Source organism: Pseudoalteromonas rubra, from assembly GCF_000967655.1.
Classification (GTDB): Bacteria; Pseudomonadota; Gammaproteobacteria; order Enterobacterales; family Alteromonadaceae; genus Pseudoalteromonas; species Pseudoalteromonas rubra_A.
The window spans coordinates 1-19,808 of record NZ_JXYA01000065.1; the positions used below are offsets into that span (position 1 = coordinate 1).

Consider the following 19,808-nt stretch of genomic DNA (forward strand, 5'->3'; position numbering starts at 1 on the left):
AGGCCGCTGGATCTATCGCAGCGAGGGCTGGGAATACTGGGCGGCGACACTCACCCAGTTGTTTGCTCTAGGCCTGCTGCTGTATTTCTTTGGCTTACTGATACCATGAGTGAGCTGTCTGGCAGTATGAGTATCACACAGCGCCTGTTACTAGCTGTACTGGCTGTACTTTGGTTACTGCTCCTGAAGGAAGTGTTGCTGGATGAGTTCAGCGCTTATATCACGGCCTTGCAATGTAAAGAGGCGGACAGTGGCTGGCGGGTCGCAGTGTTGCTTAGCACTGCATTTGTTTTTGCTGCGCTGTGCATATCGGGTTGTCTGGGTATCGTTTATTTTAAGTATACCAAAGCCAGGTGTGTATCTGTGGCCCTCGTCATAACCCTGTGTTGTGGTTTACTGGCAAGCGGCGCGGGGGTTTGGGGTATCATGTTATTACCTTGTTAAACCAGGCGAATATATCGCTGATATACAGAGGGAGAAAGTCAATGGAGATCCCCAGACGGGTTATTTTGCCCAGTTTAGTGGGTGCAATAGTGGGCTACGCACCTGCGCGACAGCTAGCAGATGTACATGCCATATTACTGAGTGTATTACCGATATTGGCGAGTAAGAATGCGCTTTTTCTGTTTATGTGTCCGCTGAGTGCACTTATGATGATCATGGAAAACAAGTATTTTTGGGGTCGCTTTATGGCGTTAAAAACGCATGCTGATATTTGGGGCGTAGCGATTGGGTTTCAGATTGGCTTTGTCACTTTGAGTATCTACCAATGAAGCCACTTGCAGGGAAAGTGTAAATGAACAGACCTGAACGGTATTTGGGCCTTTGTCTGATATGTTCTGTCATTGGGTATTTTCTTGGCAGGCAACTCAGTGCTTTGCACGGTGTGTTGCTGGAGATTATACCTGCTTTGAATAGTTACGCGATTTTATTTGTAGCGCTTACACCGCTCACTACGTTACTAGTGATTGCCGAAAATAAGTACTTTTGGGGGCGTTTTTTATCGCTTCGTAACAACGCTGAGATTTGGGGGCTTGCTGCAGGGCTTCACCTCGGATTTGTAACACTGAGTATTTATTAAACGTGATGAAATGGCCCTTGTGAGCTTATGGTTTTGACTCGCAGGGGCCAGGTGTCCTCTTAAGAAATCGCAATACATTGGGCTTTGTTTATCTGTAAATAGTGATGAATAAACCAATAAAACACTTATTACCAAGCGTGATTAGCTCGATTATAGGCTTTCTGATAGCCAGGCAATTTGATGCCTTACATGCCTGGTTGTTAGATAAAGTGCCTGTACTGAATGATTCCGGGATATTGTTTATTGCCCTGGTACCACTAGCGGCATGTGCTGTGGTATTGGAGAACAAATACTTCTGGCGTCACTTTTTGAGTTTAGAAACCTATGCCGATGTTTGGGGAGTCTCTATGGGCTTACAGCACGGGTTTGTTTCGCTTAGTATATTCTAAGCGAGACTCAGTCTGGCCTATTTTCTGGGGAGCTAACTATGCTTATATATAACCTGAAATTCATTTGCTCCCTACTCTGGCTTACAGGGTTTTATCTGTCATTTGATACGCTCCATATCAAACAAGACAACCACTGGTTAAGTGGCTTTTTGTTGATGCTGGCGGGCATTGTCATTTATATCGGGCTGGGTTTAAGGCATTTAACCTATCGCTCACTCAGACTGAATCTGTTTTCGGTTCTGAGTTTTTTGCTGTCTTTATTGGTTCCTTTTGAGCTAAGTACACTGAGAAACAATTATTTATTGGAACATCAAGCTCAGGAGGCAGACACTTATACCGCAGTACCAGCAAAGACCTGTAATGATCGTGGATTTTGTAAACCAAGGTGCCTGATCTCGTTTGAAGCCGAAGGGCAAATAGCGCAAAACTATTTTAAGCCAGAGATTTGCGATACGCCGTTACGTGTTATCTATGCCCGCTCCCGGCCTGATATATTTACCGTAACAGCGAAGTAGAGGCGTTTTATCACCTCTCAGATGTCGGGCTGGTTTATCTGAATTGCACTCAATCCAGGTGGATGGGTGCTGTGATCATTGCGACATTGTGCACAGGTGCTTTGGCCGCAGGTGCCTGGGTTTGGGCACTGAGGCAATTGTCTTGTTAATTAGGACTGGCAGGTTCGCATTATTAAGGAAGAAAAACATGGAGATCCCCAGACGGGTTATTTTGCCCAGTTTAGTGGGTGCAATAGTGGGCTACGCAATTGCGCGACAGCTAGCAGATGTACATGCCATATTACTGAGTGCATTACCGGTATTGGCGAGTAAGGATGCGCTTTTTCTGTTTATGTGTCCGCTGAGTGCACTTATGATGATCATGGAAAACAAGTATTTTTGGGGTCGCTTTATGGCGTTAAAAACGCATGCTGATATTTGGGGCGTAGCGATTGGGTTTCAGATTGGCTTTGTCACTTTGAGTATCTACTAAATGGCCATGCAACGTGGCATCGCTGTCGTGCTCAATGTGGTTACTTTGCTGGCCTTGTATGGTTTTACCTTCGAGTCGTCACCACCGTTGGTATCTTTGTTGCTTGCCTTTGCTGGCGCAGAAGCCATACATCATGTTTTTATTGGCACCAGCTTAGGCGTACGTTGTTACAAAGCTTGTCTGCATTGCTTGTGTACGACTTATCTGTATGTGCTGTATCAAGAACCAGACGCTATCACACTGCTGTGTCTTGGCTGGTTCTTATGCCTGCACCTTTATCGGGGTAAGTATCCTGGTCAATAAGTGATACGGTCGGTTTTAAGTGAACAGTGTATCCGGGTTTTACTGTAAACCCCCTTTACAAGGGGGCCTCTGGCCACAATTGAGCCTGCCTCAATCGTAGGAATAGCGCAGTTTTAGAGGAATTATCAATCAAACGTTGATAATCTTTCAATCTGCAGCCAATTTATTGTCTGCACGTATCGATCTACACTGATCTGCATTCGTTCTGTCGGTTTCAGAAAAGGGTTTTTATTGTGATCAGATCCAGTGTGCTCAGTAGTTTGTTCGTCGCGGCTTGTTTAATCTCACCCATGCTTCAGGCTCAGGGCGCTGATAACGTCAGCAGCAAGGTGACAGTTGTCAGCACTGAGCAAATTGAATGGGGGCATCTGAATCCGGCTCGGGGTGATAAGAGTCCAAAGGCTGCAAACTTGTGGGGAGACAGAACTCAAGCCGGTGCGACTGGTATGTTGGTAAGGTTTGAACCCGGGTTTTCGTCACCACCGCATATTCATAACGTGTCTTATCGCGGTATTGTGATAGAAGGCCTGCTGCACAATGATGATCCCGCAGCTAAAGCCATGTGGATGCCGCCGGGCTCTTACTGGACACAACCGGCAGGGGAAGATCATATTACAGCTGCCAGTGCGCCGGGAAATATGATCTATCTTGAAATAGACCAGGGTCCCTATCTGGTTAAGCCTTCTGCACAGCAGTTTGATAATGGCGAGCGGCCAGTTAATCTTCACTATGCTAACCTGACGTGGCAAAACCCGCGCACTTCAACGCAGCTCAGGGGCGCAGGTGTTGAACTGGCAAATTTATGGCAGCAAGGCCCGCTGACTGGTACATTGGTTAAGCTGCCCGCCAATGCCAAAGTGCAATTGTCCAGCACCGGCAGCGAGTTTAAAGCCGTGGTGATCCGCGGTGCGCTGAACTTTTTGCAAGCAAAAACACAGCAAAATCGAGTATTACGGCCGGGTAGTTATCTGGCTGCCGGGGAGCCGGTGCAGATAGCGCTTAGTGCAGATGAGCCAGCCTTGCTGTATGTAAGAACAAACGAGCCATTTAAGCTCGTGCGCAACTAGCCTCGCGCATCATAAAAATCGCCCGGTATTGAGCCGGGCGTAACATGCTAAGCGGGGTTAATTTCAGCTGCAATCACTGAAATTTCTACCAGTAACGCGTCTCTTGCCATTGCCGCTTCAACACAAGCGCGCGCAGGTGCGTGGCCCTCAGGCACCCAGGCATCCCATACTTCGTTCATCTCACTAAAGTATTTCATATCTTTAATATAAATCGTGGCAGACAAAATATGCTCACGATCACTGCCTGCTTGCAATAACAGCTCATCCACTTTCTCAAGCATAGTGGCGGTTTGCTCTTTAATGCCCTGCTCTGCGTCTTTACAGACCTGGCCACATAAATAGATGGTGCCGTTGTGTTTAACGATGCGGCTCATGCGTTGTTTGGTGTCAATTCTTTGTATCACGGGTGATCCTTTATGGAATAAATAGTGGAACAAAACTCACTGGCGATCATGGTATCACTGCCTTCTCTGGTGCGTAACCTCTTTTTCCTGTCAGCCAGCCTGCTCTGCACACTTACCAGATGTCCCCGAATTATTGCCCTAAAGCGCCGATTGTTATAGCTGCCCGACGCCTATTATGACCTCCGACGTTCACCACCGGGTAAACGTTATCTCATGCGACATGATGTCGCGAATTTAAGAGTAATTTTTGAGGAGAATTTTATGTCTGGACTCGTATCTATGGCGCAGCAATTCAGTGGCTTACCTATGAAGTCGCTTATCGGTGGTCCACTGAAGGCTGCAACAGATGCAAATGGCATGATGGCACGTACGCAAACACAGTTTATGCTCAGTACCTGTTTTGATAAAACCGCCGGTGCCCAGGGCAGTTCAAGCCAGCTCAAGCCAATCATGGTTGAGTTCACGCTGAGCCGTCCGGTGATCAAAGGCACCACCACGTCTGAAGCGAATATCACGCTGAAGTTACCTCTGCTGACCCTGATCCCGCTGAACTCTCTGGCAGTGGATGACGTGAAAGTACACTTCGAAATGGAAGTTTCGAGCTCAATGTCAAAGGACAATGAAAAGCAGTCTGAGCAGGAAACTGCGGCAAAAGCCGACATCACCGCAAAATATAACGCGGGTTTGTTCTCGGTCGAAGTACATGGCTCTGTGTCGCACAGCAGCAAAACCAGCTCCAAGCAACGCGAACACTATGAAGCTTCGAACAAAGCCAAGTATGAGGTGGATGTCCACGCAGGTCAGCTGCCGCTGCCAACTGGTGTAACGACGATCATCAATGCCTTTACGAAGAACATCGACCCGATCATCGAAAAAGAGTAATCGCCTGTAATAGCACCCAACCGGGGAAGCCTTGCGCTTCCCTTTATTAACCGGAACAACAAAAAGAGAGCATCATGATCGAATTTCAATCACTTATGAAGGCCATTCACAAAGGAGTCAAAGACGCCGCTAAATCGGTCGAAGGCGAAACGCTGGACTTTGTTAAACGCTTTTTCGATGAGCAAGACAATGGTAAAGGCAAGGCACCCAGTTACTCGCCAAAAACCTGTGCGATGGAGTTTCCCAGCCGCACTGAACACGGCATAGACACAGTGAGCGCAGAAGTGCCATTACTGGCGCTGGTGCCCATTTCTTCTCCGCGGATCTCAGAGGTGAAGTTTATCGCTGAGCTGGAGATCAGTAACAATGAGCAAGATCAGCTGATGGTGGCCTTTGCCCGCAGCACGGCCAAGCCTGCCGGGCTGCGCAATAAGCTGATGGGCCAGCAAGAAACAAGTGAAAACACCGCCAATGCCACGTTGGAAATCACGCTTACTGGCAACGAACCCCCCGAAGGGCTGAAAAAGCTCGTTGAAGGCTATGAGCGCGCGCTCAGAGCGCAAATTCCGGGCTAACCCGCTCTGCGTAAGGATAAAAGTATGAACAGTAATATTGCGTCGCAATTTGCCGGTTTGCCTATGAAAGCATTGATTGGTGCGCCACTTAAAGCGGCCACCGATGCCAATGCAATGATAGCCAATGCACAAACTCAGTTTATTTTATCGACCTGCTTTGAAAAAGACCGTCACAACGAAGGGCGCCTGACCCCGGTGATGGTGACATTTACCCTGACCCGCTCGGTGTTGGAAAAAGACGGCAGCGTGAGCAAAGTCCCCTATGAAATGGAAATAGCCATTCCGCTGATGACGCTGATCCCCATAAATTCACTGGCCATTGAAAAATTAACCGTCTCTTTCAGCATGGAGGTTAAAAGTTCCAGAGAAATCAAAAAGCAGAATTCACAGGAGCAAAAACACAATCGCTCGCAATCTCGCCAGCCTGAGCAAGCCCACGAATTTGAAACTGAGCTGCATGGCTCTTTGGCGAAATCAGGCAGTCAGAGTCAGCAACAGTCGGGCTCGGCGCACGCCAACTACGAAGTGATGCTCGAAGCAGGCCAGTTACCCTTACCGCGCGGGATCACTACGATACTCGATATTTTTGCAAAAAACCTGACCCCTTTACCCAGTAAAAACGAGGATTAACCCATGAGTATAAAATCAAAAATTGACTGTCCGGAATGTGGCATGCCTATTCACTTTGAATCCAGCTTACTGCTGGCGGGGCAGGCGTTTTGCTGCGCGAATCCCAGCTGTGGCGTGACCATCTCACTGACGGCGACAGACAAGGAAGTGGTATCTGATGCTTTTGATAAGTTTGAAAAAATGCGCAACGACGCAACCCAGCAAGCGGGTCGCTACGATGCCTGAGCGTGCTCAACGTCGAAGCCCGGTAGCAAGCTCAGGCTACCGGGCAGACGGCGTTTAATTAAGCACCCGGACCGCATTCCATACAATGCTGGACAATATCCGGACCAAATTTGAGCCTGGCATTGAGGTTTCTCAGCGCAGTACGTAGCCCCTCTTCAATGACCGGATGATAGAAAGGCATATCCAGCATCTGGGGCACCGTCATCTTATTTTGCACGGCCCAGGCCAGCAGATGCGCGATATGCTCAGCGGCAGGCCCGATAAACTCAGCGCCCAGGAACAAACCACTGCCCTGCTCTGCATACAGGTGCATATAACCCTTATTTTTTAGCATCACGCGGCTGCGGCCCTGGTTTTCAAAGCTCACTTCACCAATGGCAAAGCAGCCACATTTGCCATAGCGCTCGTTCAATTGTTTAAAGCTCTCCCCCACCATCGCAATTTGCGGATCGCTGAATACCGCAGCTATTGGCGCGCGGCGCAGGCCATTGCGCACATCCGGGAAACGCCCGGCATTTTGACCGGCAATCGTACCCTGATCGGCCGCTTCGTGCAGCAGTGGGATCTGGTTGCTGGCATCCCCGGCGATAAAGATATGGCTGTCGCCACACTGCATGGTATGAGTGTCGGCCAGTGGTACACCGCGCTCATCGAGCTCAATGCCGGTGTTTTCCAGGCCCAGTTTATCGACATTCGGCACTCTGCCCGTTGCTGCCAGCACATAATCAAATTGTTCGGTCTGTGGCTTGCCATCGTGGTCAATGTAGGTCAGTTGTGCTTTGTCGCCAACCTGCTGCATATCAGAGACTTTGGCATCGCTGTCGACATAAAATTCTTCGCCAAACACGGTATTGGCATAGTCCTGAATTTGCGGATCCGTCAGCGGCCCAATGCTACCCCCGACGCCGAACAACTTAACCTTCACACCCAGGCGGTGCAGAGCTTGTCCCAGTTCCAGGCCAATGACGCCCGGGCCAAACACGGCCACAGACTCGGGTAAGTCCTGCCAGTCAAACACATCATCATTAATGATTAAGCGCTCGCCAAAAGCCTGAAAGAAGCCTGGAATATTGGGTCTTGAGCCGGTCGCGATAACAAAGCGTTTGGCGGTGATCACAGTATGGTCGTCAATCTGAACCCGGTTGGCATCCAAAAAGCGTGCATAGCCCTTGATCCTGTCTTGCTCTGGCAACTCATCTACGGCTTCCAGTACAAAGCCAACAAACCGGTCTCGCTCGCTGCGCACCCGCGCCATTACGGCTTTGCCATCGATTTGTGGCGCTGTGGTATTAACCCCAAATTTCGGTGCTTCGGTTACGCTATGTGCGGCTTCCGCGGCGGCAATCAACAACTTGCTGGGCATGCAGCCGACACGCGCGCAAGTGGTGCCATACTGACCGGCTTCGATCATTAACACATTATCCGTGGATTGTTTGGCATTTCGATAGGCGCTGAGCCCGGCTGTGCCCGCACCAATCACGACTACGTCAGTTTCAAGTTGTTTCATGTTTTACCTCTGAGCAAAGGGAGTTGAGGGGCTGTTAAGCCCCTTTACAGATGACTTTTTGAGTTCGTGTGATTACTGCGCGAAGTAGGTCGCCAGGTCGTCTGAACCACCAATGTGTTTACCGCCAATGAATACCTGCGGCACAGTTTCACGACCAGACAGCGCTTTCAGGCTGGTCAGGGTGGCTTGTTGACCTAACACCAGTTCTTCATAAACCAGACCTTGTTCGTCCAGCAGGGCTTTTGCCTTGGCGCAGAAAGGACAGCCAGGTTTGGTGATGATTGACACTGGCTGCGGTTTTACCTGCTCCGGGTTGATGTATTCAAGCATGGTATCGGCATCAGATACTTCAAACGGGTCGCCCGGTACATCCGGCTCAATGAACATTTTTTCAATCACGCCGTCTTTAACCAGCATAGAGTAACGCCAGCTGCGTTTGCCAAAGCCCAGCTCTTTTTTGTCGACTAACATACCCATGCCTTCAGAAAACTCACCGTTTCCGTCCGGGATAAGCGTTACGTTTTCTGCTTCCTGATCTTTGGCCCAGGCATTCATCACAAACGTATCGTTGACAGAGATACAGACGATGTCATCAACCCCATTTTGTTTAAATACGCCAGCCAGTTCGTTGTAACGTGGCAGGTGCGTTGATGAACAGGTCGGTGTAAAGGCGCCTGGCAGTGAGAACACCACAACGGTTTTGCCTTTGAACAGATCATCTGTGCTGATATTTTTCCACTCGTCGTTTTCACGTACCGGGAAAGTGACCTGAGGAATTGTCTGACCTTCGATATTGTTTAGCATAATGTTTGTCTCCTTTGATTTCGATGAAGCCATTATCAGGCGAATCGATTCATTTGTATAACGGGTTAAATTAATTGGTTCGATTGAAAAAATAGAATGAATCGTCCAGCGTTCAGACGATGATGCTTTTAGATTAGCCGTAATTACATGAAAGTAAAACGGTACTAAGTGAAAGCAAGGGAAAGGTAACTGAGCTTAGTTATCTGATTGTGCGGGTTGTACAAGTGGTAGCGTCAGGGTCACGCACAGACCACCCAGTTTGCTGTGCGACAAAGATAACTGCCCCTGATGCAACTCAGTGAGCTTCTGACAAATCGACAACCCCAGGCCTGAACCGCCCAGATCGCGGCTGCGTGATTTATCGCAGCGATAAAGGCGCTCGGTGAGGCGCGGTAAATCGTCATCACCGACACCCGGGCTGGAGTCTTCAAAGTGACAGATCAGGTGCTCAGCCTGCTGAGCAATAGTCACACTGACTTGTCCGGGCTTATTGGTGTAGTGGCAGCTGTTGCGTGCCAGGTTGTTGAAGATCTGGTGCATGCGGTCTATATCACAGGCAACTGCGAGTGTGTCGGACAGAGTATTGTGTGTGCTCAGCGTCAACTCGTGTTGTGCGATTAAAGGTTTTATGGCACTCAGTAATTCATCAAACAGGACTTTGGCGGGTCGTACTTGCAGGTCCAGTTGCAGGCTGTGTGTGTCTGCCTGTGCCAGCTCATAAATATCGGCTATCAAAGTGTTTAACATAGACAAACGACTTTGCATCAGTGTGTAGGTGGCATCGGGGTCTGTGATCAGGTTATGTTGCAGTGCCTCAATATTCAGTTTGAGCACCGTCAGTGGCGTTCGCAGCTCATGTGAGACATCCGCCAGCAACTGTTGCTTGAGAGTCAGTGCCTGGTTGAGTACGGCGGCCTCTTTTTCCATCACTTTACGCTTTTTCAGATGATACAGATAAAACATCAGGAAAAAGTTCAGCAGCACTATGATGGCCGCCGCCAGGATCACGCTTTGCAGCCTGTTCTGGCGCTTTTGTTCATCCAGTCCGCTTTGTAGCTGATTCACTTTAAGCGTTTCTAAGTGCAATTCAGCGTCGCGCTTTTTGGCTTCCAGCCGGGTCAGTCGCGATTGCTCAGTTTGCTGCTGGAGCAGCTCAGTTGCGTGCGTCTGAAAGCGCAGTGCCGATGTAAAGTCTTGTTGCTGCTGATAGGCAAAGGCCAGCACTTTTGCGGCCTCCACCATAGTGTCATTTGGTTTGGGGTCGAAATAAGGCGCCAGTTGCGCTATCGCCTGACCCGGATCCTGATGGCTTAAGGCGCTGGCATACCAGACCAGGTGTTGGCGATGCAGTGCCTGATTATGCTGAGGATTGATTAACGTCAGACCCTGGCCAATTAAATTAGCCGCTTGCGGGTAGTTGGCTTTGGCCAGTTGAACACGCCCCAACCCGGCTATGGCCCAGCCCAGATTACGCTTGTGGTTTATGGACTCGCTGATGGCTTTGGCCTGTTCATAAGCCTTAGTTGCAGCCTCTAAATTGGCCAGGTGCAGATGTTGTTCTGCAATTCGGATCTGATTTTGCCCCATGTACAGGCGGTCATTTGCCTGTTCGTCGTAGCGGTACGATTGGGTGAAGGCTTCGAGTGCGGCCTGATGGTCGCCGAAATCCACAAAAATATCGGCCAGACCGTAGTAAGTTGAGGACATCATGGCCTGATCTGGCTGACTTTGTTGCCCAAGCCAGGTCAGCTGAGCCTGGCGGCTTTCCAGTGCTCTGTCTAACTGGCCAAAGAGCTTATAGATTCGGGCTTGCGTATCAAATGCGGCGTTGTGCAACGGAATATTGTTGTCCTGTTCAGCATAATGTTTTGCCAGGGCAACATGTTCAAGTGCTTTGAGGTTCGGGCTGTCTTTGGCAAGGGCATTGGCAACCATGCGGTGAGCATGGCTGAGCATGCGCCAGTCTTGCGTACGAGAAAAAAATTCGCTGGCGCTGAGAAAGTGCGCCTGAGCCCCCTGACCATCTCCCAAGCGCAGTACCAGGTCGCCGCTTACCCAGTGGTATTTTCCCTGCATAGAGTCATCGGGGTGTGCGCTCAGATGATTTGCCAGTGCATCAAGCCTGAGCTTTGCGCGCTCGTAGTCGTCCAGCCGCACCAGGTGTAATGCCGTGCGATGCAGCACAAAGGTCCGCTGTTGTGGGGTAAGTGATGGCTCTGCAAGTAATGCCTCACCTTCTTCGAGCGCTGCTGTAAAGCTCTTCTTGTCCTTGAGTGGAAATTGCTGCTTATACGCGGCAAAGTCTGCGCTGTATGAGGCTATGGGCCACAACGCACCAAGATGAGCGGCAAAGGTTAAGGCGAGTAAATTTTTCAAAATCAGCGTCCGAAAGTATGACACTGAATTTTATGTGCTGCGGGTGTAAACGCCTATCCAACTTTTCTATTAAATTGAATAATCCCGCCTAGCACCGCTGTCATGCTGGTTGCGGAACTGGCCAGGAGAAACACCATGCCATTTGCTAAACGCCCGGATAAAGGTGTTAGCGTCGCTGAACCCCAGCAAAAAAGCGATCTCCTGCAAAGACATGCTGGAGCGGTGCAGGTATTGGCGGGCCAGCTCTGAGCGAAGTGCGCTCAACAGAGACTGAAAATTGGCAGACTCGCTATCCAGTTTGCGCTGTAATGTTCGTTTACTGATAGCCAGCTTTGCGGCAACCTGCTCGGCACTCACCTGCCCCGATGGCAGTAGCTCCATCAGCAGGGCTTTGACTTTTTGGCTCATACTGGCGTCGGCATCCAGCTCAGCCAAACGCCGGGCCAGGTCATTTTCAAAAAACGACCACATAGCAGCGTTTTCGGTCAGAAAGGGCCTGTTGGCATCCTCGCTGCTAAACCGTATTGCGACCTGGTTGCTGAGGGTCAGGCGGGTGCCAAAATAGGCGTCAAAATCGCTCTGGTTGTCGGGAAGTTGTGTGACGTACAGGGCTGTGGGCACATTGACACCATAGCTTTGCTCCAGCTCTTCTTTGAGGGCAATCAGCTTGTTTTCGGAGCGGGCAACCAGTACCACATCGCCGCCCTGCTGCGCATGTAAGCGCGCCAGCTCTAAGCCAATTCCCGAAGATGCGCCTGTGATCAGGGCTGTGTTTGTATAAGTCATGATGTCACCTTGTTACCAGAAGTTATGACGTCATTGTAGAAGGTGACGTCTGGTTTTTCACTGGCAGAAGGTGACACTTTACTTGCAAAAAGTGACTATCAATCCCGGATATTCACTTCGCCGCGGACCTTTTCGATGCGTTGTCCGCCTGAGGTGTCGCCTGTGATGGTCAGACCGCCCGCTTCTATCACCTCGATGTCGCCAGAGTCATCATCAATGGTGACATGGCCTTTAATATTTTGCAGTACCAGGTTGCCACTGCCGTCGTCTACTTTGGCGTTGCCCTGTAAGTTCTGAACGCGCACAAAGCCGGAGTCATCGCGTAAATCCAGGGTGTTACCGCCACGGATCTCGACATTACCCGAGCCATCCACAATGCGCAGGTCGCCACTGAGGTCCATCAGGCTAATGTTGCCCGATTCATCGTCTAAAATGAGCGAACGTCCGCCAATGATTTGCAGGTCGCCTGAGCCGTCTTCAATGTCCATATCGCCGCTGATGTCAGAGATATAGATCTGCCCCGAGTCATCGTCGAGTTTAAGCTGACTGCCGCCTTCAATGTTAATGTCGCCCGAGCCGTCTTCGATATCCAGCATGCCGCTGACACCACGGATCAGCATCTGTCCTGAACCATCGTCAATTTTAACGTTGGCTGCCCCGTTAATGCTGATATCACCTGAGCCATCCTCCAGCTCGATATCTCCGGTCATGCCGGTGATGGCAATGTCACCCGAACCATCATCAATATCCAGCATCAGATGGCTAGGCACACGCAGGGACAGGTCAATTTTGGGGCTGTTACCGCTGTACCAGACAATACCAACGCGGGCGTTATGTTTTGCAATCAGCTTTGCATTGTTACCGTCCTGTTCAAGGCTAAGCTGATAACTGTGCTCTTTGTCAGTCCGTATCCTGGCATCGACTTCAATCTGGGTAAGGTTGTCGACGCCCACAATATCCAGCGAACCGGCGCTGGTGTCTGCAACCAGGCTGCGCAGTTCGGTGGCGTTGAGGGTCAGGGTTTTTTGAAGTTCCACGTCTGCAACTGTTTTGCTGTGGCCATCAATGTGGATCACACAGCCACTGAGTGCCAATGCTGCGAATAAAGGAGAGAGTTTTTTGATCATGGTGCAATTCCAATTTGTTCTTTTTTATATACAGGGACTATAGCAAAACGGGTGCCAAAAAATTAGTTTAATAATATCAGCAAGTTAAAATAATGCAGAATTAAGCGCTGAACATATAGTGACTGAATGTGGTGAAATTAACCAAATAGTGGTGTAACTATTTACAGGACCAGGGCGAATATGTCACGGGAATGTCAATTATTGCATCTAGCATTGTCTTTGTACCGAGTGGTGAGTATTGACGAGCAGACTGATGTTAGATTCGATAGTAACCCGGCCAGCACAGACGCAATCAAAGCGCACACAGCCTCAGATAAGCGTGCCAGACAGTGCGTTATTTTTGGGCGTAGGTGCGGCCAGTGCAACCGAGCTGGGGAATTCCGCCTGTGTTATTTGCTGCGATGCACGCCCCTGGCTGCTGATCGACTGTGGCCATGATACGCTGGTGCGTTATAAACAGACCTTTGGCAGCCAGTCGCTGCCCCGGGCGGTATTTATCACTCACCTGCACTACGATCATATTGGTGGGCTGGAGCAGTTGTATTTTAAGGCCGCCTTAAGTGGTCAGACAGTGCGGTTATATGTGCCCGTACAATTGATCCAGTCACTGTTTGCCATGCTGGCGTATACTGGCCTGGCCGAGCGTCGTGAAGATGTCTGGCATACCTTTGAATTGCATCCCGTGGGGGAGCAGTTTTTCCATCAGCAGCTCAGACTAAGCTGCTATCCTGTTCGTCATCAGGCTCCCGGCAGTGCCTTCTCTTTGCACCTTCCCGGACGATTTTTCTATAGCGGCGATACCCGGCCCATTCCCGAGTTGTTGACTCATCAGGTGACGCAGGGAGAGATTATTTTTCATGACTGCGTGGCATCTGCAAACCCCAGTCACGCCGGGCTGGATGAGCTTTTAAAGGAGTACCCGCCAGCAGTCTTAGCCAGGCTCTGTGTATATCATTATCACGGCGCTGACGATATCCACGCGTTTGAACAGGCGGGTATTCGTTATGCCGAACCCCAGCAGCTTATCTCCCTGTGTTAAGCCCCTTTACACTCAGATGCAGGCTGGCAAGACGGGCTTAATTTGATCTCCGCCAGCATTTCTTGCTCGTCCTCATCAAAGCCGGTTTCGACAAAGCCAAAGCTGGCATAAAAATCTTTTGCAACCGGGTTATCGGGTACGTAGCAGATAGCAATTTCTGTAATTGTCTTTATTCGCTGCTTTTAATGTGATCATGGCTACTCCTTTTTTCCTTATATGGGTCCTCGGTAGCTTAAGCCAAGCGAATTTTGACTTTTTTGCACTGTCTAAAGATTAAACGTAAGTGTTTGTATTATATGAATGCACTTGTTAAATGCTGCGATTAGCCTGATTTTTAGGATAATATTTGCACTATTTACTGGTGTTTTGGGTAATTTTTTGCTATCAATATTACTACTTTTGGTTGTATCGCTTTCTCTGTAATTAATACTTTTGTGGTTTTGGTCATCAGGGGGAGTACGGGAGGAGTTAATCATGTTGTTTTCACAGGCAGGCCGTACCGGTCATAATCAGTGTTCACTGTTTTTCATCACGATTGCCACTATCCTGTTATTTGCTATCACACTTTGGCTGGCCTGAAAGGTAAAACCCCATGGACGGCCTATTTGGCCTAAGTTTGAGCCGTTACAGGAGCCTGGCCCGTTACGTTAATTACATGCTGCAACATGTTTCCTTTCTCTGTTACCTGAATATATTTAGTTATATTTCCTGCAAAGTACGTTAAAATACCCTTTTATGTGATTGCGCCAGCCAATATGCTGAGCTTTATCACATGTCGTGCAAAAGGGCTCAACAGCCGTTTAAAAAAGTAACTGCTCTGTTCAAAGGAAAATTATGCAACTAGTTGATTTAAAACCCGATGATCCAAGTGTTAGAGAACTATTTGCAGAAATTGACCGGCTGATGAATACCCTCTATCCCATTGCCAGTGATCAGTCTCTGGCACTCGAAGAGCTCAATCAACCCAATGTACGGGCCGTGGGGCTGCGGAACGAAGAGGGCATAGTGGCGTGTGGCGCTATCGTTAAACAATTCGATAAAACCTTGTACGGTGAATTAAAGCGTTTGTATGTCAAACCTCAGTACCGTGGTAAGGGCTTATCCAAACGCATAATGCAAATTTTGCTGCATTACGCGGGCGATGCACAAATTCCTCTGATCCGCCTGGAAACCGGCGTAAAGCAGGAAAAAGCTATCAACCTTTACGAAAGCCTGGGCTTTGAACGCTGTGAGCGCTTTGGTCTGTACCGTGATAACCCGCTTAGTGTCTTTATGTCTTTGTCATTAAACAAAGAATAGTATCTATCTTCTCAAACTCGTACTCCTTACAATCGACTTTTTCGCGGTTTTAGACTAATTTTTAGCTAATCAGTGGGTCAGTTAGGGAGTAACGGGTGAAAATTTTGGTTGTCGATGATATGACCTCCATGCGTCATGTGATGATAAGCATGTTGCGCAGGCTGGGCTTTACAGACATAGACGAAGCCACTGATGGAAAGCGGGCACTGGAATTACTCGACAAAAAAACCTATGAACTGGTTGTTTCCGATCTCAACATGCCGCACGTAGACGGGCTTGCTCTGTTACATGAAATCCGCGCCAAACCTTCCCTGAAAGATATCAAAATTCTGATGGTCACCTGTGAAAATGGTCGGGACCGGGTACAACAGGTGTTGCTACAAAAAGTCGACGGCTTTGTTATCAAGCCATTTAGCCTGGCAACGCTGGAAAAGCAACTAAGAAAAATGAAGCTGTTAGACGTCATTGAATAATTGAATATATGGCAGGAAAAAGCCCCAAAATTATGGGGCTTTTAAGACGTTATAAATTACTTCTACGCATTATTTCTCAGAGTTGACCGGGAAGCCACGATCTAACATCAGGGCTTCGACCGCTGCGTCGCGACCACGGAACTTACGATACGCCTCAGCCGGATCCATTGCGTTGCGCACTGAGAACAGGTAGTTCACCAGGCGATCCGCCACTTCTTCATCATAGAACCCACCTGGCGCACTGGCAAAGGCCTGGGCCGCATCAGATGTAAGTACTTCTGCCCACAGGTAACCGTAATAGCCTGCCGAGTAGCCTTCACCCGAGAAAACATGGCCAAAGTGCGTGGTGCGGTGACGCATCACAATTTCAGATGGCATGCCGATAGCCGCCAGCTGAGATCTTTCGAATTCAACCGGATCGCCAATCTTAGCAGGATCTGTGGTGTGGAACTTCATATCCATAATGGCCGATGCCAGGTATTCTGTGGTGGCAAAGCCCTGGTTGAAGTTAGCCGCTTGCTTGATTTTGTTGACCAGTGCTTTTGGCATAGGTTTGCCGGTTTCATGGTGTACCAGGAAGCGTTCGATCACTTCATCAGTGACCAGCCAGCGCTCTAGCAGCTGTGACTGGAACTCAGTGTAGTCGCGCACACCCGAGTTTGAGCCTGGGTATTTTACTTTAGAAGACAAAGAGTGCAGTGCGTGACCAAACTCGTGGAAGTAAGTTTCCGCGTCATTCCAGGAGATCAGGCTCGCCTGACCCGCTGGTGCTTTAACGAAGTTTGAGTTGTTCGAGCTCAGCACGTTGGTTTTACCATCAAACGTGGTGTGGCTACGGTATGAAGTAGCCCAGGCGCCGGAGCGTTTACCCTGACGTGCAAACGGGTCTAAGTACCAAAGGCCAATGTGTTCGCCGCTGGTTTTATCAGTCACTTCCCAGACGCGTACGTCTTCATGGAAGACCGGTACTGAACCTTCTGGCACCTCAGTGAACTCAAAGTTAAACAAGCGGCCTGCGACGTAGAACATGGCTTCACGTAGCTTGTCCAGTTGCAGGTATTGTTTGACTTCATTGGAGTCAAGGTCGTACTTGGCCTTGCGCACTTTCTCAGAGTAGAAACGGTAGTCCCATGGCTCAATCTTGATGTTTGCGCCTTCTTTGTCTGCCAGCGCCTGCATATCGGCAACTTCTTCTTTGACACGGGCAATCGCTGCTGGCCATACCTTATCCATCAGCTCCATGGCGTTTTTCGGATCTTTTGCCATGCGGTCTTCAAGACGCCATTGTGCATAGTTCTCGTAACCCAGCAGTTGCACACGTTCGTGACGTAAGGTCAGGATCTCATTAATGATGGCCTTGTTATTGTGCTCACCGGCATTGTTACCACGGCTGTAGTAGTTTTGCCATACCTGCTTACGTAATTCACGCTCCGTGGAGTACATCAAAAACGGATCCATAGAAGAGCGAGTGTTGGTGACCGCATACATACCTGGCTTGCCACGCTCTTCGGCTGCTGCGGCAGCAGACGTGATATAAGACGCTGGTAAACCAGAAAGCTGGTCTTTGCTCAGATAAACGACGTAGCCCTCTTCATCGGCCAGGACATTGTTGGCAAAGTCTGCGTGCAGCTTTGATAAAGCCAGGTTAATTTCGGCATAGCGTTTTGCCGCCTCTCCTTCCAGCGTGGCACCGTTACGGGCAAAGCTGTTGTACTGCAACCAGGTGATACGCTGCTCTTCTGCGCTCAGTTGCTTGAATTCAGGGCTTTCATAAACGGTTTTAATACGTTCAAACAGCGCCTTGTTTTGGGTGATCTGAGAGCGATACTTGGCATATTTTGCCATCAGGCCGCCCTGCATCTTACGAAACTCAGGTGAAGAGTTGTTGGCGCTCCAGATACCGTAGTAGGTAAAAACGCGATCCAGTGCCTGACCTGAACGCTCCATGGCAACTATGGTGTTGTCAAAGGTTGCAGGCGCGGTGTTACTTGCGATCTGGTCAATTTCGCTCAGGTGATCTGCCAGCGCAATGTCCAGTGCTGGTTCAAGATCTTTAAGCTGAACCTTATCAAATTGAGGTACGCCCTGATATGGTCCGGAAAATGGCTGTAAAATGGGGTTTTGATACTGTTTTTCGGCAACGGTTACCGCGCTTTCGTTGCTTTGCTGTGTGCTGCTGCATCCCGCCAGACCGACCATCACGGCAGCGCTCAGTAGTGTTAGTTTAATTTTCAACATAGTTGGTTTTCGCTTGTTGTCATTTTGATTACAGCATACTAAAAGACAACTTTATGAAAGTGCAATCAGATCTCGATTAATCGCCAAAATCAAAGTGTAAATAGATATGAATGGTTAAGATCTGCGCTACACTATGGGGGCTCAACAACTTTCTAATTCTGGATCATTCAATGGAAATCGGTATTTTTATTTACGATGGCGTTGAAGTGTTAGACTTTAGCGGCCCATTTGAAGTGTTCAGCACGGCAGCTCGTTTTGTGGATGAGCCCGTAAATATCAGTCTGATTGCACCAAGCCATGCGCCCGTGAGTTGTCGCGGTGGCTTGTCTGTTAACCCGCATTACAGTATCCATGGTCATCCCCGATTTGACTTGCTGATAGTCGCAGGCGGTCAGCATCAGCATGTGCTTAATAATACCTCAGTGCTGGCCTGGCTGGCTGAAACAGCCACGCATACCCGCCGCTGCGCCTCTATTTGCACCGGGGTGTTCTTATTTGCCGAGGCGGGGCTGATTGACGGTAAATCGGTGACCACGCACTGGGACGACCTGGCGCAGCTGCAAACCAGTTACCCTCATCTAAAAGTGTGTCAGGACAAACGGTTTGTGATGGATCAGAATTTTACCAGCTCGGCGGGGATCTCCGCAGGCATAGATATGAGCCTTGAACTGGTCAAAGTACATTTTGGCAAAACGCTGGCTGTTAAAACCGCGCGGCAAATGGATTATAACTGGCTCTAAAGTGGCATAGATAACGCGGTGTCATAAAGCCAGTTAATGACGGGGCCCTTTGCCTTATCCCTGCGCCTGACCAGGCCCATATCAACGGTCAGTGAGCCGGGAATGTGCCGAGTAGAAAGGGTGATAACGGCCTCGTTAAACCAGTGAGACTTAACCACATGCTCTGGCACCAGCGCCCAGCCAACACCACGTAAAACCAGTCCGGCGATATAGTAATAACTGTCGATGTGCCAGTGAAAGGAAGAGATGGCCTGAGACTGGTTGTTGCCAATGCGGTCTCGGATCACCAACTGGCGATGCTGATTGAGCTGCTCAACCGTTGGGTGTGGGCAGGACGCCAGCGGATGCTCGGGGGCCACTATCAGGCGCTGCTCAAAGCTGCCCAGAGGGGTATAATCCAGGCTCTGAGAGAGCGGTTTTTGATGAAACAAGATCCCGAGGTCGGCTTTTTGTTTATCAACCCAACCGGCAATGTCGTCCTGTGAGCCGTTTAATATAGACAGTTTTAATAACGGAAACTGCTGCGATAGTTGCTCGAACAGGGTCTCAAATGCATTGATTGGCACGGCTTCATCCATGGCTACGGTCAGTGATACCTCCTCGCCGCAGCTCATTGACAGCGCTCTGGACTGTAATCTCTGGCACTGCATCAGCACGGCTTCGGCTTCTGCGAACAGGTCATGTCCTGCCGCATTTAACACGGGTAAGCGGGCTGAGCGATCAAACAGCTCAAACCCCAGGTCGGTTTCCAGGTTGGCAATGGCCGTGCTTATCCGGGACTGCGCTTTACCCAGTTTGCGGGCGGCAGCAGAAAAAGAACCGGTTCTGGCCGCACATACAAAGGCTTCCAGTTGATCGAGTGTCCAGTGCATGAAG

24 protein-coding genes are annotated in these 19,808 nt (G+C 49.4%); 16 read left to right on the plus strand and 8 right to left on the minus strand.

What is annotated here, in order from left to right; all coding sequences use genetic code 11:
* The first annotated feature begins 105 nt into the window (after positions 1-105).
* The 8 genes from TW77_RS21935 to TW77_RS21970 all read left to right on the plus strand — a co-directional run bounded on the left by TW77_RS21935 (position 106) and on the right by TW77_RS21970 (position 3,827).
* Positions 106-444: a hypothetical protein gene (locus tag TW77_RS21935; RefSeq protein ID WP_046007100.1), complete on the plus strand. Its 339-nt coding sequence runs from the start codon at positions 106-108 to the stop codon at positions 442-444.
* Positions 445-485: 41 nt separating this feature from the next.
* Positions 486-773: a hypothetical protein gene (locus TW77_RS21940; RefSeq protein ID WP_046007101.1), complete on the plus strand. Its 288-nt coding sequence runs from the start codon at positions 486-488 to the stop codon at positions 771-773.
* Positions 774-796: 23 nt separating this feature from the next.
* Positions 797-1,081, plus strand: a complete 285-nt coding sequence (locus TW77_RS21945; protein ID WP_046007102.1) for a hypothetical protein — start codon at positions 797-799, stop codon at positions 1,079-1,081.
* Between the two features lie 104 nt (positions 1,082-1,185).
* The gene (locus TW77_RS21950) at positions 1,186-1,470 is read left to right on the plus strand and encodes a hypothetical protein (RefSeq protein WP_046007103.1); all 285 of its coding nucleotides are present in this window, start codon (positions 1,186-1,188) and stop codon (positions 1,468-1,470) included.
* Positions 1,471-1,508: 38 nt separating this feature from the next.
* Positions 1,509-1,985: a hypothetical protein gene (locus TW77_RS21955; RefSeq protein ID WP_046007104.1), complete on the plus strand. Its 477-nt coding sequence runs from the start codon at positions 1,509-1,511 to the stop codon at positions 1,983-1,985.
* 187 nt (positions 1,986-2,172) lie between these two features.
* Entirely contained in the window at positions 2,173-2,457 is a 285-nt protein-coding gene (locus TW77_RS21960) for a hypothetical protein (RefSeq protein WP_046007105.1), read from the plus strand.
* Positions 2,458-2,463: 6 nt separating this feature from the next.
* Positions 2,464-2,760, plus strand: coding sequence for a hypothetical protein (locus TW77_RS21965; protein ID WP_162197979.1), 297 nt, complete (start codon positions 2,464-2,466; stop codon positions 2,758-2,760).
* A 233-nt stretch (positions 2,761-2,993) separates the two neighbouring features.
* Positions 2,994-3,827 (plus strand): DUF4437 domain-containing protein, encoded by an 834-nt coding sequence (locus TW77_RS21970; RefSeq protein WP_052713303.1) that lies wholly within the window; start codon positions 2,994-2,996, stop codon positions 3,825-3,827.
* A gap of 47 nt (positions 3,828-3,874) precedes the next feature.
* Here the strand turns inward: TW77_RS21970 and TW77_RS21975 are convergent, their stop codons facing one another.
* Positions 3,875-4,231, minus strand: coding sequence for a RidA family protein (locus TW77_RS21975; RefSeq protein WP_046007107.1), 357 nt, complete (start codon positions 4,229-4,231; stop codon positions 3,875-3,877).
* Positions 4,232-4,492: 261 nt separating this feature from the next.
* On the opposite strand from TW77_RS21975, the gene TW77_RS21980 reads away from it, so the two are divergent.
* The 4 genes from TW77_RS21980 to TW77_RS21995 all read left to right on the plus strand — a co-directional run bounded on the left by TW77_RS21980 (position 4,493) and on the right by TW77_RS21995 (position 6,543).
* Positions 4,493-5,113, plus strand: a complete 621-nt coding sequence (locus TW77_RS21980; protein ID WP_046007108.1) for a DUF2589 domain-containing protein — start codon at positions 4,493-4,495, stop codon at positions 5,111-5,113.
* Between the two features lie 74 nt (positions 5,114-5,187).
* Positions 5,188-5,688 (plus strand): DUF2589 domain-containing protein, encoded by a 501-nt coding sequence (locus TW77_RS21985; protein WP_046007109.1) that lies wholly within the window; start codon positions 5,188-5,190, stop codon positions 5,686-5,688.
* A gap of 24 nt (positions 5,689-5,712) precedes the next feature.
* Complete coding sequence (locus tag TW77_RS21990; protein ID WP_046007110.1) at positions 5,713-6,318, plus strand: DUF2589 domain-containing protein; 606 nt, start codon at positions 5,713-5,715, stop codon at positions 6,316-6,318.
* 3 nt (positions 6,319-6,321) lie between these two features.
* Positions 6,322-6,543 (plus strand): hypothetical protein, encoded by a 222-nt coding sequence (locus TW77_RS21995; protein ID WP_046007111.1) that lies wholly within the window; start codon positions 6,322-6,324, stop codon positions 6,541-6,543.
* Between the two features lie 58 nt (positions 6,544-6,601).
* On the opposite strand, the gene TW77_RS22000 is transcribed toward TW77_RS21995, so the two are convergent.
* The 5 genes from TW77_RS22000 to TW77_RS22020 all read right to left on the minus strand — a co-directional run bounded on the left by TW77_RS22000 (position 6,602) and on the right by TW77_RS22020 (position 13,143).
* Positions 6,602-8,050, minus strand: a complete 1,449-nt coding sequence (locus tag TW77_RS22000) for a dihydrolipoyl dehydrogenase (protein WP_046007112.1) — start codon at positions 8,048-8,050, stop codon at positions 6,602-6,604.
* 72 nt (positions 8,051-8,122) lie between these two features.
* Positions 8,123-8,854, minus strand: a complete 732-nt coding sequence (locus TW77_RS22005; RefSeq protein ID WP_046007113.1) for a glutathione peroxidase — start codon at positions 8,852-8,854, stop codon at positions 8,123-8,125.
* A 195-nt stretch (positions 8,855-9,049) separates the two neighbouring features.
* Positions 9,050-11,230: an ATP-binding protein gene (locus TW77_RS24490; RefSeq protein ID WP_156158733.1), complete on the minus strand. Its 2,181-nt coding sequence runs from the start codon at positions 11,228-11,230 to the stop codon at positions 9,050-9,052.
* Positions 11,231-11,299: 69 nt separating this feature from the next.
* Positions 11,300-12,016 (minus strand): SDR family NAD(P)-dependent oxidoreductase, encoded by a 717-nt coding sequence (locus TW77_RS22015; RefSeq protein WP_082079012.1) that lies wholly within the window; start codon positions 12,014-12,016, stop codon positions 11,300-11,302.
* 98 nt (positions 12,017-12,114) lie between these two features.
* Entirely contained in the window at positions 12,115-13,143 is a 1,029-nt protein-coding gene (locus TW77_RS22020) for a DUF4097 family beta strand repeat-containing protein (RefSeq protein ID WP_052713305.1), read from the minus strand.
* Positions 13,144-13,396: 253 nt separating this feature from the next.
* Here TW77_RS22020 and TW77_RS22025 point away from each other — a divergent pair, with 253 nt between their 5' ends.
* The 3 genes from TW77_RS22025 (at position 13,397) to TW77_RS22035 (ending at position 15,954) form a co-directional block, all read left to right on the plus strand.
* Positions 13,397-14,182 carry an MBL fold metallo-hydrolase gene (locus TW77_RS22025; protein ID WP_082079013.1) on the plus strand — a complete coding sequence of 262 codons (786 nt, stop codon included), beginning with the start codon at positions 13,397-13,399 and terminating at the stop codon, positions 14,180-14,182.
* A gap of 834 nt (positions 14,183-15,016) precedes the next feature.
* A complete protein-coding gene (locus TW77_RS22030; protein WP_046007114.1) occupies positions 15,017-15,481 on the plus strand; it encodes a GNAT family N-acetyltransferase in 465 nt (154 codons plus the stop codon).
* A gap of 95 nt (positions 15,482-15,576) precedes the next feature.
* A complete protein-coding gene (locus TW77_RS22035) occupies positions 15,577-15,954 on the plus strand; it encodes a response regulator (protein ID WP_046007115.1) in 378 nt (125 codons plus the stop codon).
* Positions 15,955-16,023: 69 nt separating this feature from the next.
* Here the strand turns inward: TW77_RS22035 and TW77_RS22040 are convergent, their stop codons facing one another.
* On the minus strand, positions 16,024-18,192 hold the full coding sequence (locus TW77_RS22040) for a M3 family metallopeptidase (protein WP_046007116.1): 2,169 nt from the start codon (positions 18,190-18,192) through the stop codon (positions 16,024-16,026).
* Positions 18,193-18,362: 170 nt separating this feature from the next.
* On the opposite strand from TW77_RS22040, the gene TW77_RS22045 reads away from it, so the two are divergent.
* Complete coding sequence (locus tag TW77_RS22045) at positions 18,363-18,932, plus strand: DJ-1/PfpI family protein (protein WP_046007117.1); 570 nt, start codon at positions 18,363-18,365, stop codon at positions 18,930-18,932.
* Here the strand turns inward: TW77_RS22045 and TW77_RS22050 are convergent.
* The gene (locus TW77_RS22050) at positions 18,929-19,804 is read right to left on the minus strand and encodes a LysR family transcriptional regulator (RefSeq protein WP_046007118.1); all 876 of its coding nucleotides are present in this window, start codon (positions 19,802-19,804) and stop codon (positions 18,929-18,931) included. The two genes, TW77_RS22045 and TW77_RS22050, sit on opposite strands and share 4 nt — an antisense overlap.
* Between the last annotated feature and the right edge of the window lie 4 nt (positions 19,805-19,808).

Bases quoted from the DNA above. Each gene is read 5' to 3' on its own strand.
- TW77_RS21935 (WP_046007100.1), top strand. From the start codon at position 106: ATGAGTGAGCTGTCTGGCAGTATGAGTATCACACAGCGCCTGTTACTA.
- TW77_RS21940 (WP_046007101.1), top strand. From the start codon at position 486: ATGGAGATCCCCAGACGGGTTATTTTGCCCAGTTTAGTGGGTGCAATA.
- TW77_RS21945 (WP_046007102.1), top strand. From the start codon at position 797: ATGAACAGACCTGAACGGTATTTGGGCCTTTGTCTGATATGTTCTGTC.
- TW77_RS21950 (WP_046007103.1), top strand. From the start codon at position 1,186: ATGAATAAACCAATAAAACACTTATTACCAAGCGTGATTAGCTCGATT.
- TW77_RS21955 (WP_046007104.1), top strand. From the start codon at position 1,509: ATGCTTATATATAACCTGAAATTCATTTGCTCCCTACTCTGGCTTACA.
- TW77_RS21960 (WP_046007105.1), top strand. From the start codon at position 2,173: ATGGAGATCCCCAGACGGGTTATTTTGCCCAGTTTAGTGGGTGCAATA.
- TW77_RS21965 (WP_162197979.1), top strand. From the start codon at position 2,464: ATGCAACGTGGCATCGCTGTCGTGCTCAATGTGGTTACTTTGCTGGCC.
- TW77_RS21980 (WP_046007108.1), top strand. From the start codon at position 4,493: ATGTCTGGACTCGTATCTATGGCGCAGCAATTCAGTGGCTTACCTATG.
- TW77_RS21985 (WP_046007109.1), top strand. From the start codon at position 5,188: ATGATCGAATTTCAATCACTTATGAAGGCCATTCACAAAGGAGTCAAA.
- TW77_RS21990 (WP_046007110.1), top strand. From the start codon at position 5,713: ATGAACAGTAATATTGCGTCGCAATTTGCCGGTTTGCCTATGAAAGCA.
- TW77_RS21995 (WP_046007111.1), top strand. From the start codon at position 6,322: ATGAGTATAAAATCAAAAATTGACTGTCCGGAATGTGGCATGCCTATT.
- TW77_RS22000 (WP_046007112.1), bottom strand. From the start codon at position 8,050: ATGAAACAACTTGAAACTGACGTAGTCGTGATTGGTGCGGGCACAGCC.
- TW77_RS22005 (WP_046007113.1), bottom strand. From the start codon at position 8,854: ATGCTAAACAATATCGAAGGTCAGACAATTCCTCAGGTCACTTTCCCG.
- TW77_RS22015 (WP_082079012.1), bottom strand. From the start codon at position 12,016: ATGACTTATACAAACACAGCCCTGATCACAGGCGCATCTTCGGGAATT.
- TW77_RS22020 (WP_052713305.1), bottom strand. From the start codon at position 13,143: ATGATCAAAAAACTCTCTCCTTTATTCGCAGCATTGGCACTCAGTGGC.
- TW77_RS22025 (WP_082079013.1), top strand. From the start codon at position 13,397: ATGTTAGATTCGATAGTAACCCGGCCAGCACAGACGCAATCAAAGCGC.
- TW77_RS22030 (WP_046007114.1), top strand. From the start codon at position 15,017: ATGCAACTAGTTGATTTAAAACCCGATGATCCAAGTGTTAGAGAACTA.
- TW77_RS22040 (WP_046007116.1), bottom strand. From the start codon at position 18,192: ATGTTGAAAATTAAACTAACACTACTGAGCGCTGCCGTGATGGTCGGT.
- TW77_RS22045 (WP_046007117.1), top strand. From the start codon at position 18,363: ATGGAAATCGGTATTTTTATTTACGATGGCGTTGAAGTGTTAGACTTT.
- TW77_RS22050 (WP_046007118.1), bottom strand. From the start codon at position 19,804: ATGCACTGGACACTCGATCAACTGGAAGCCTTTGTATGTGCGGCCAGA.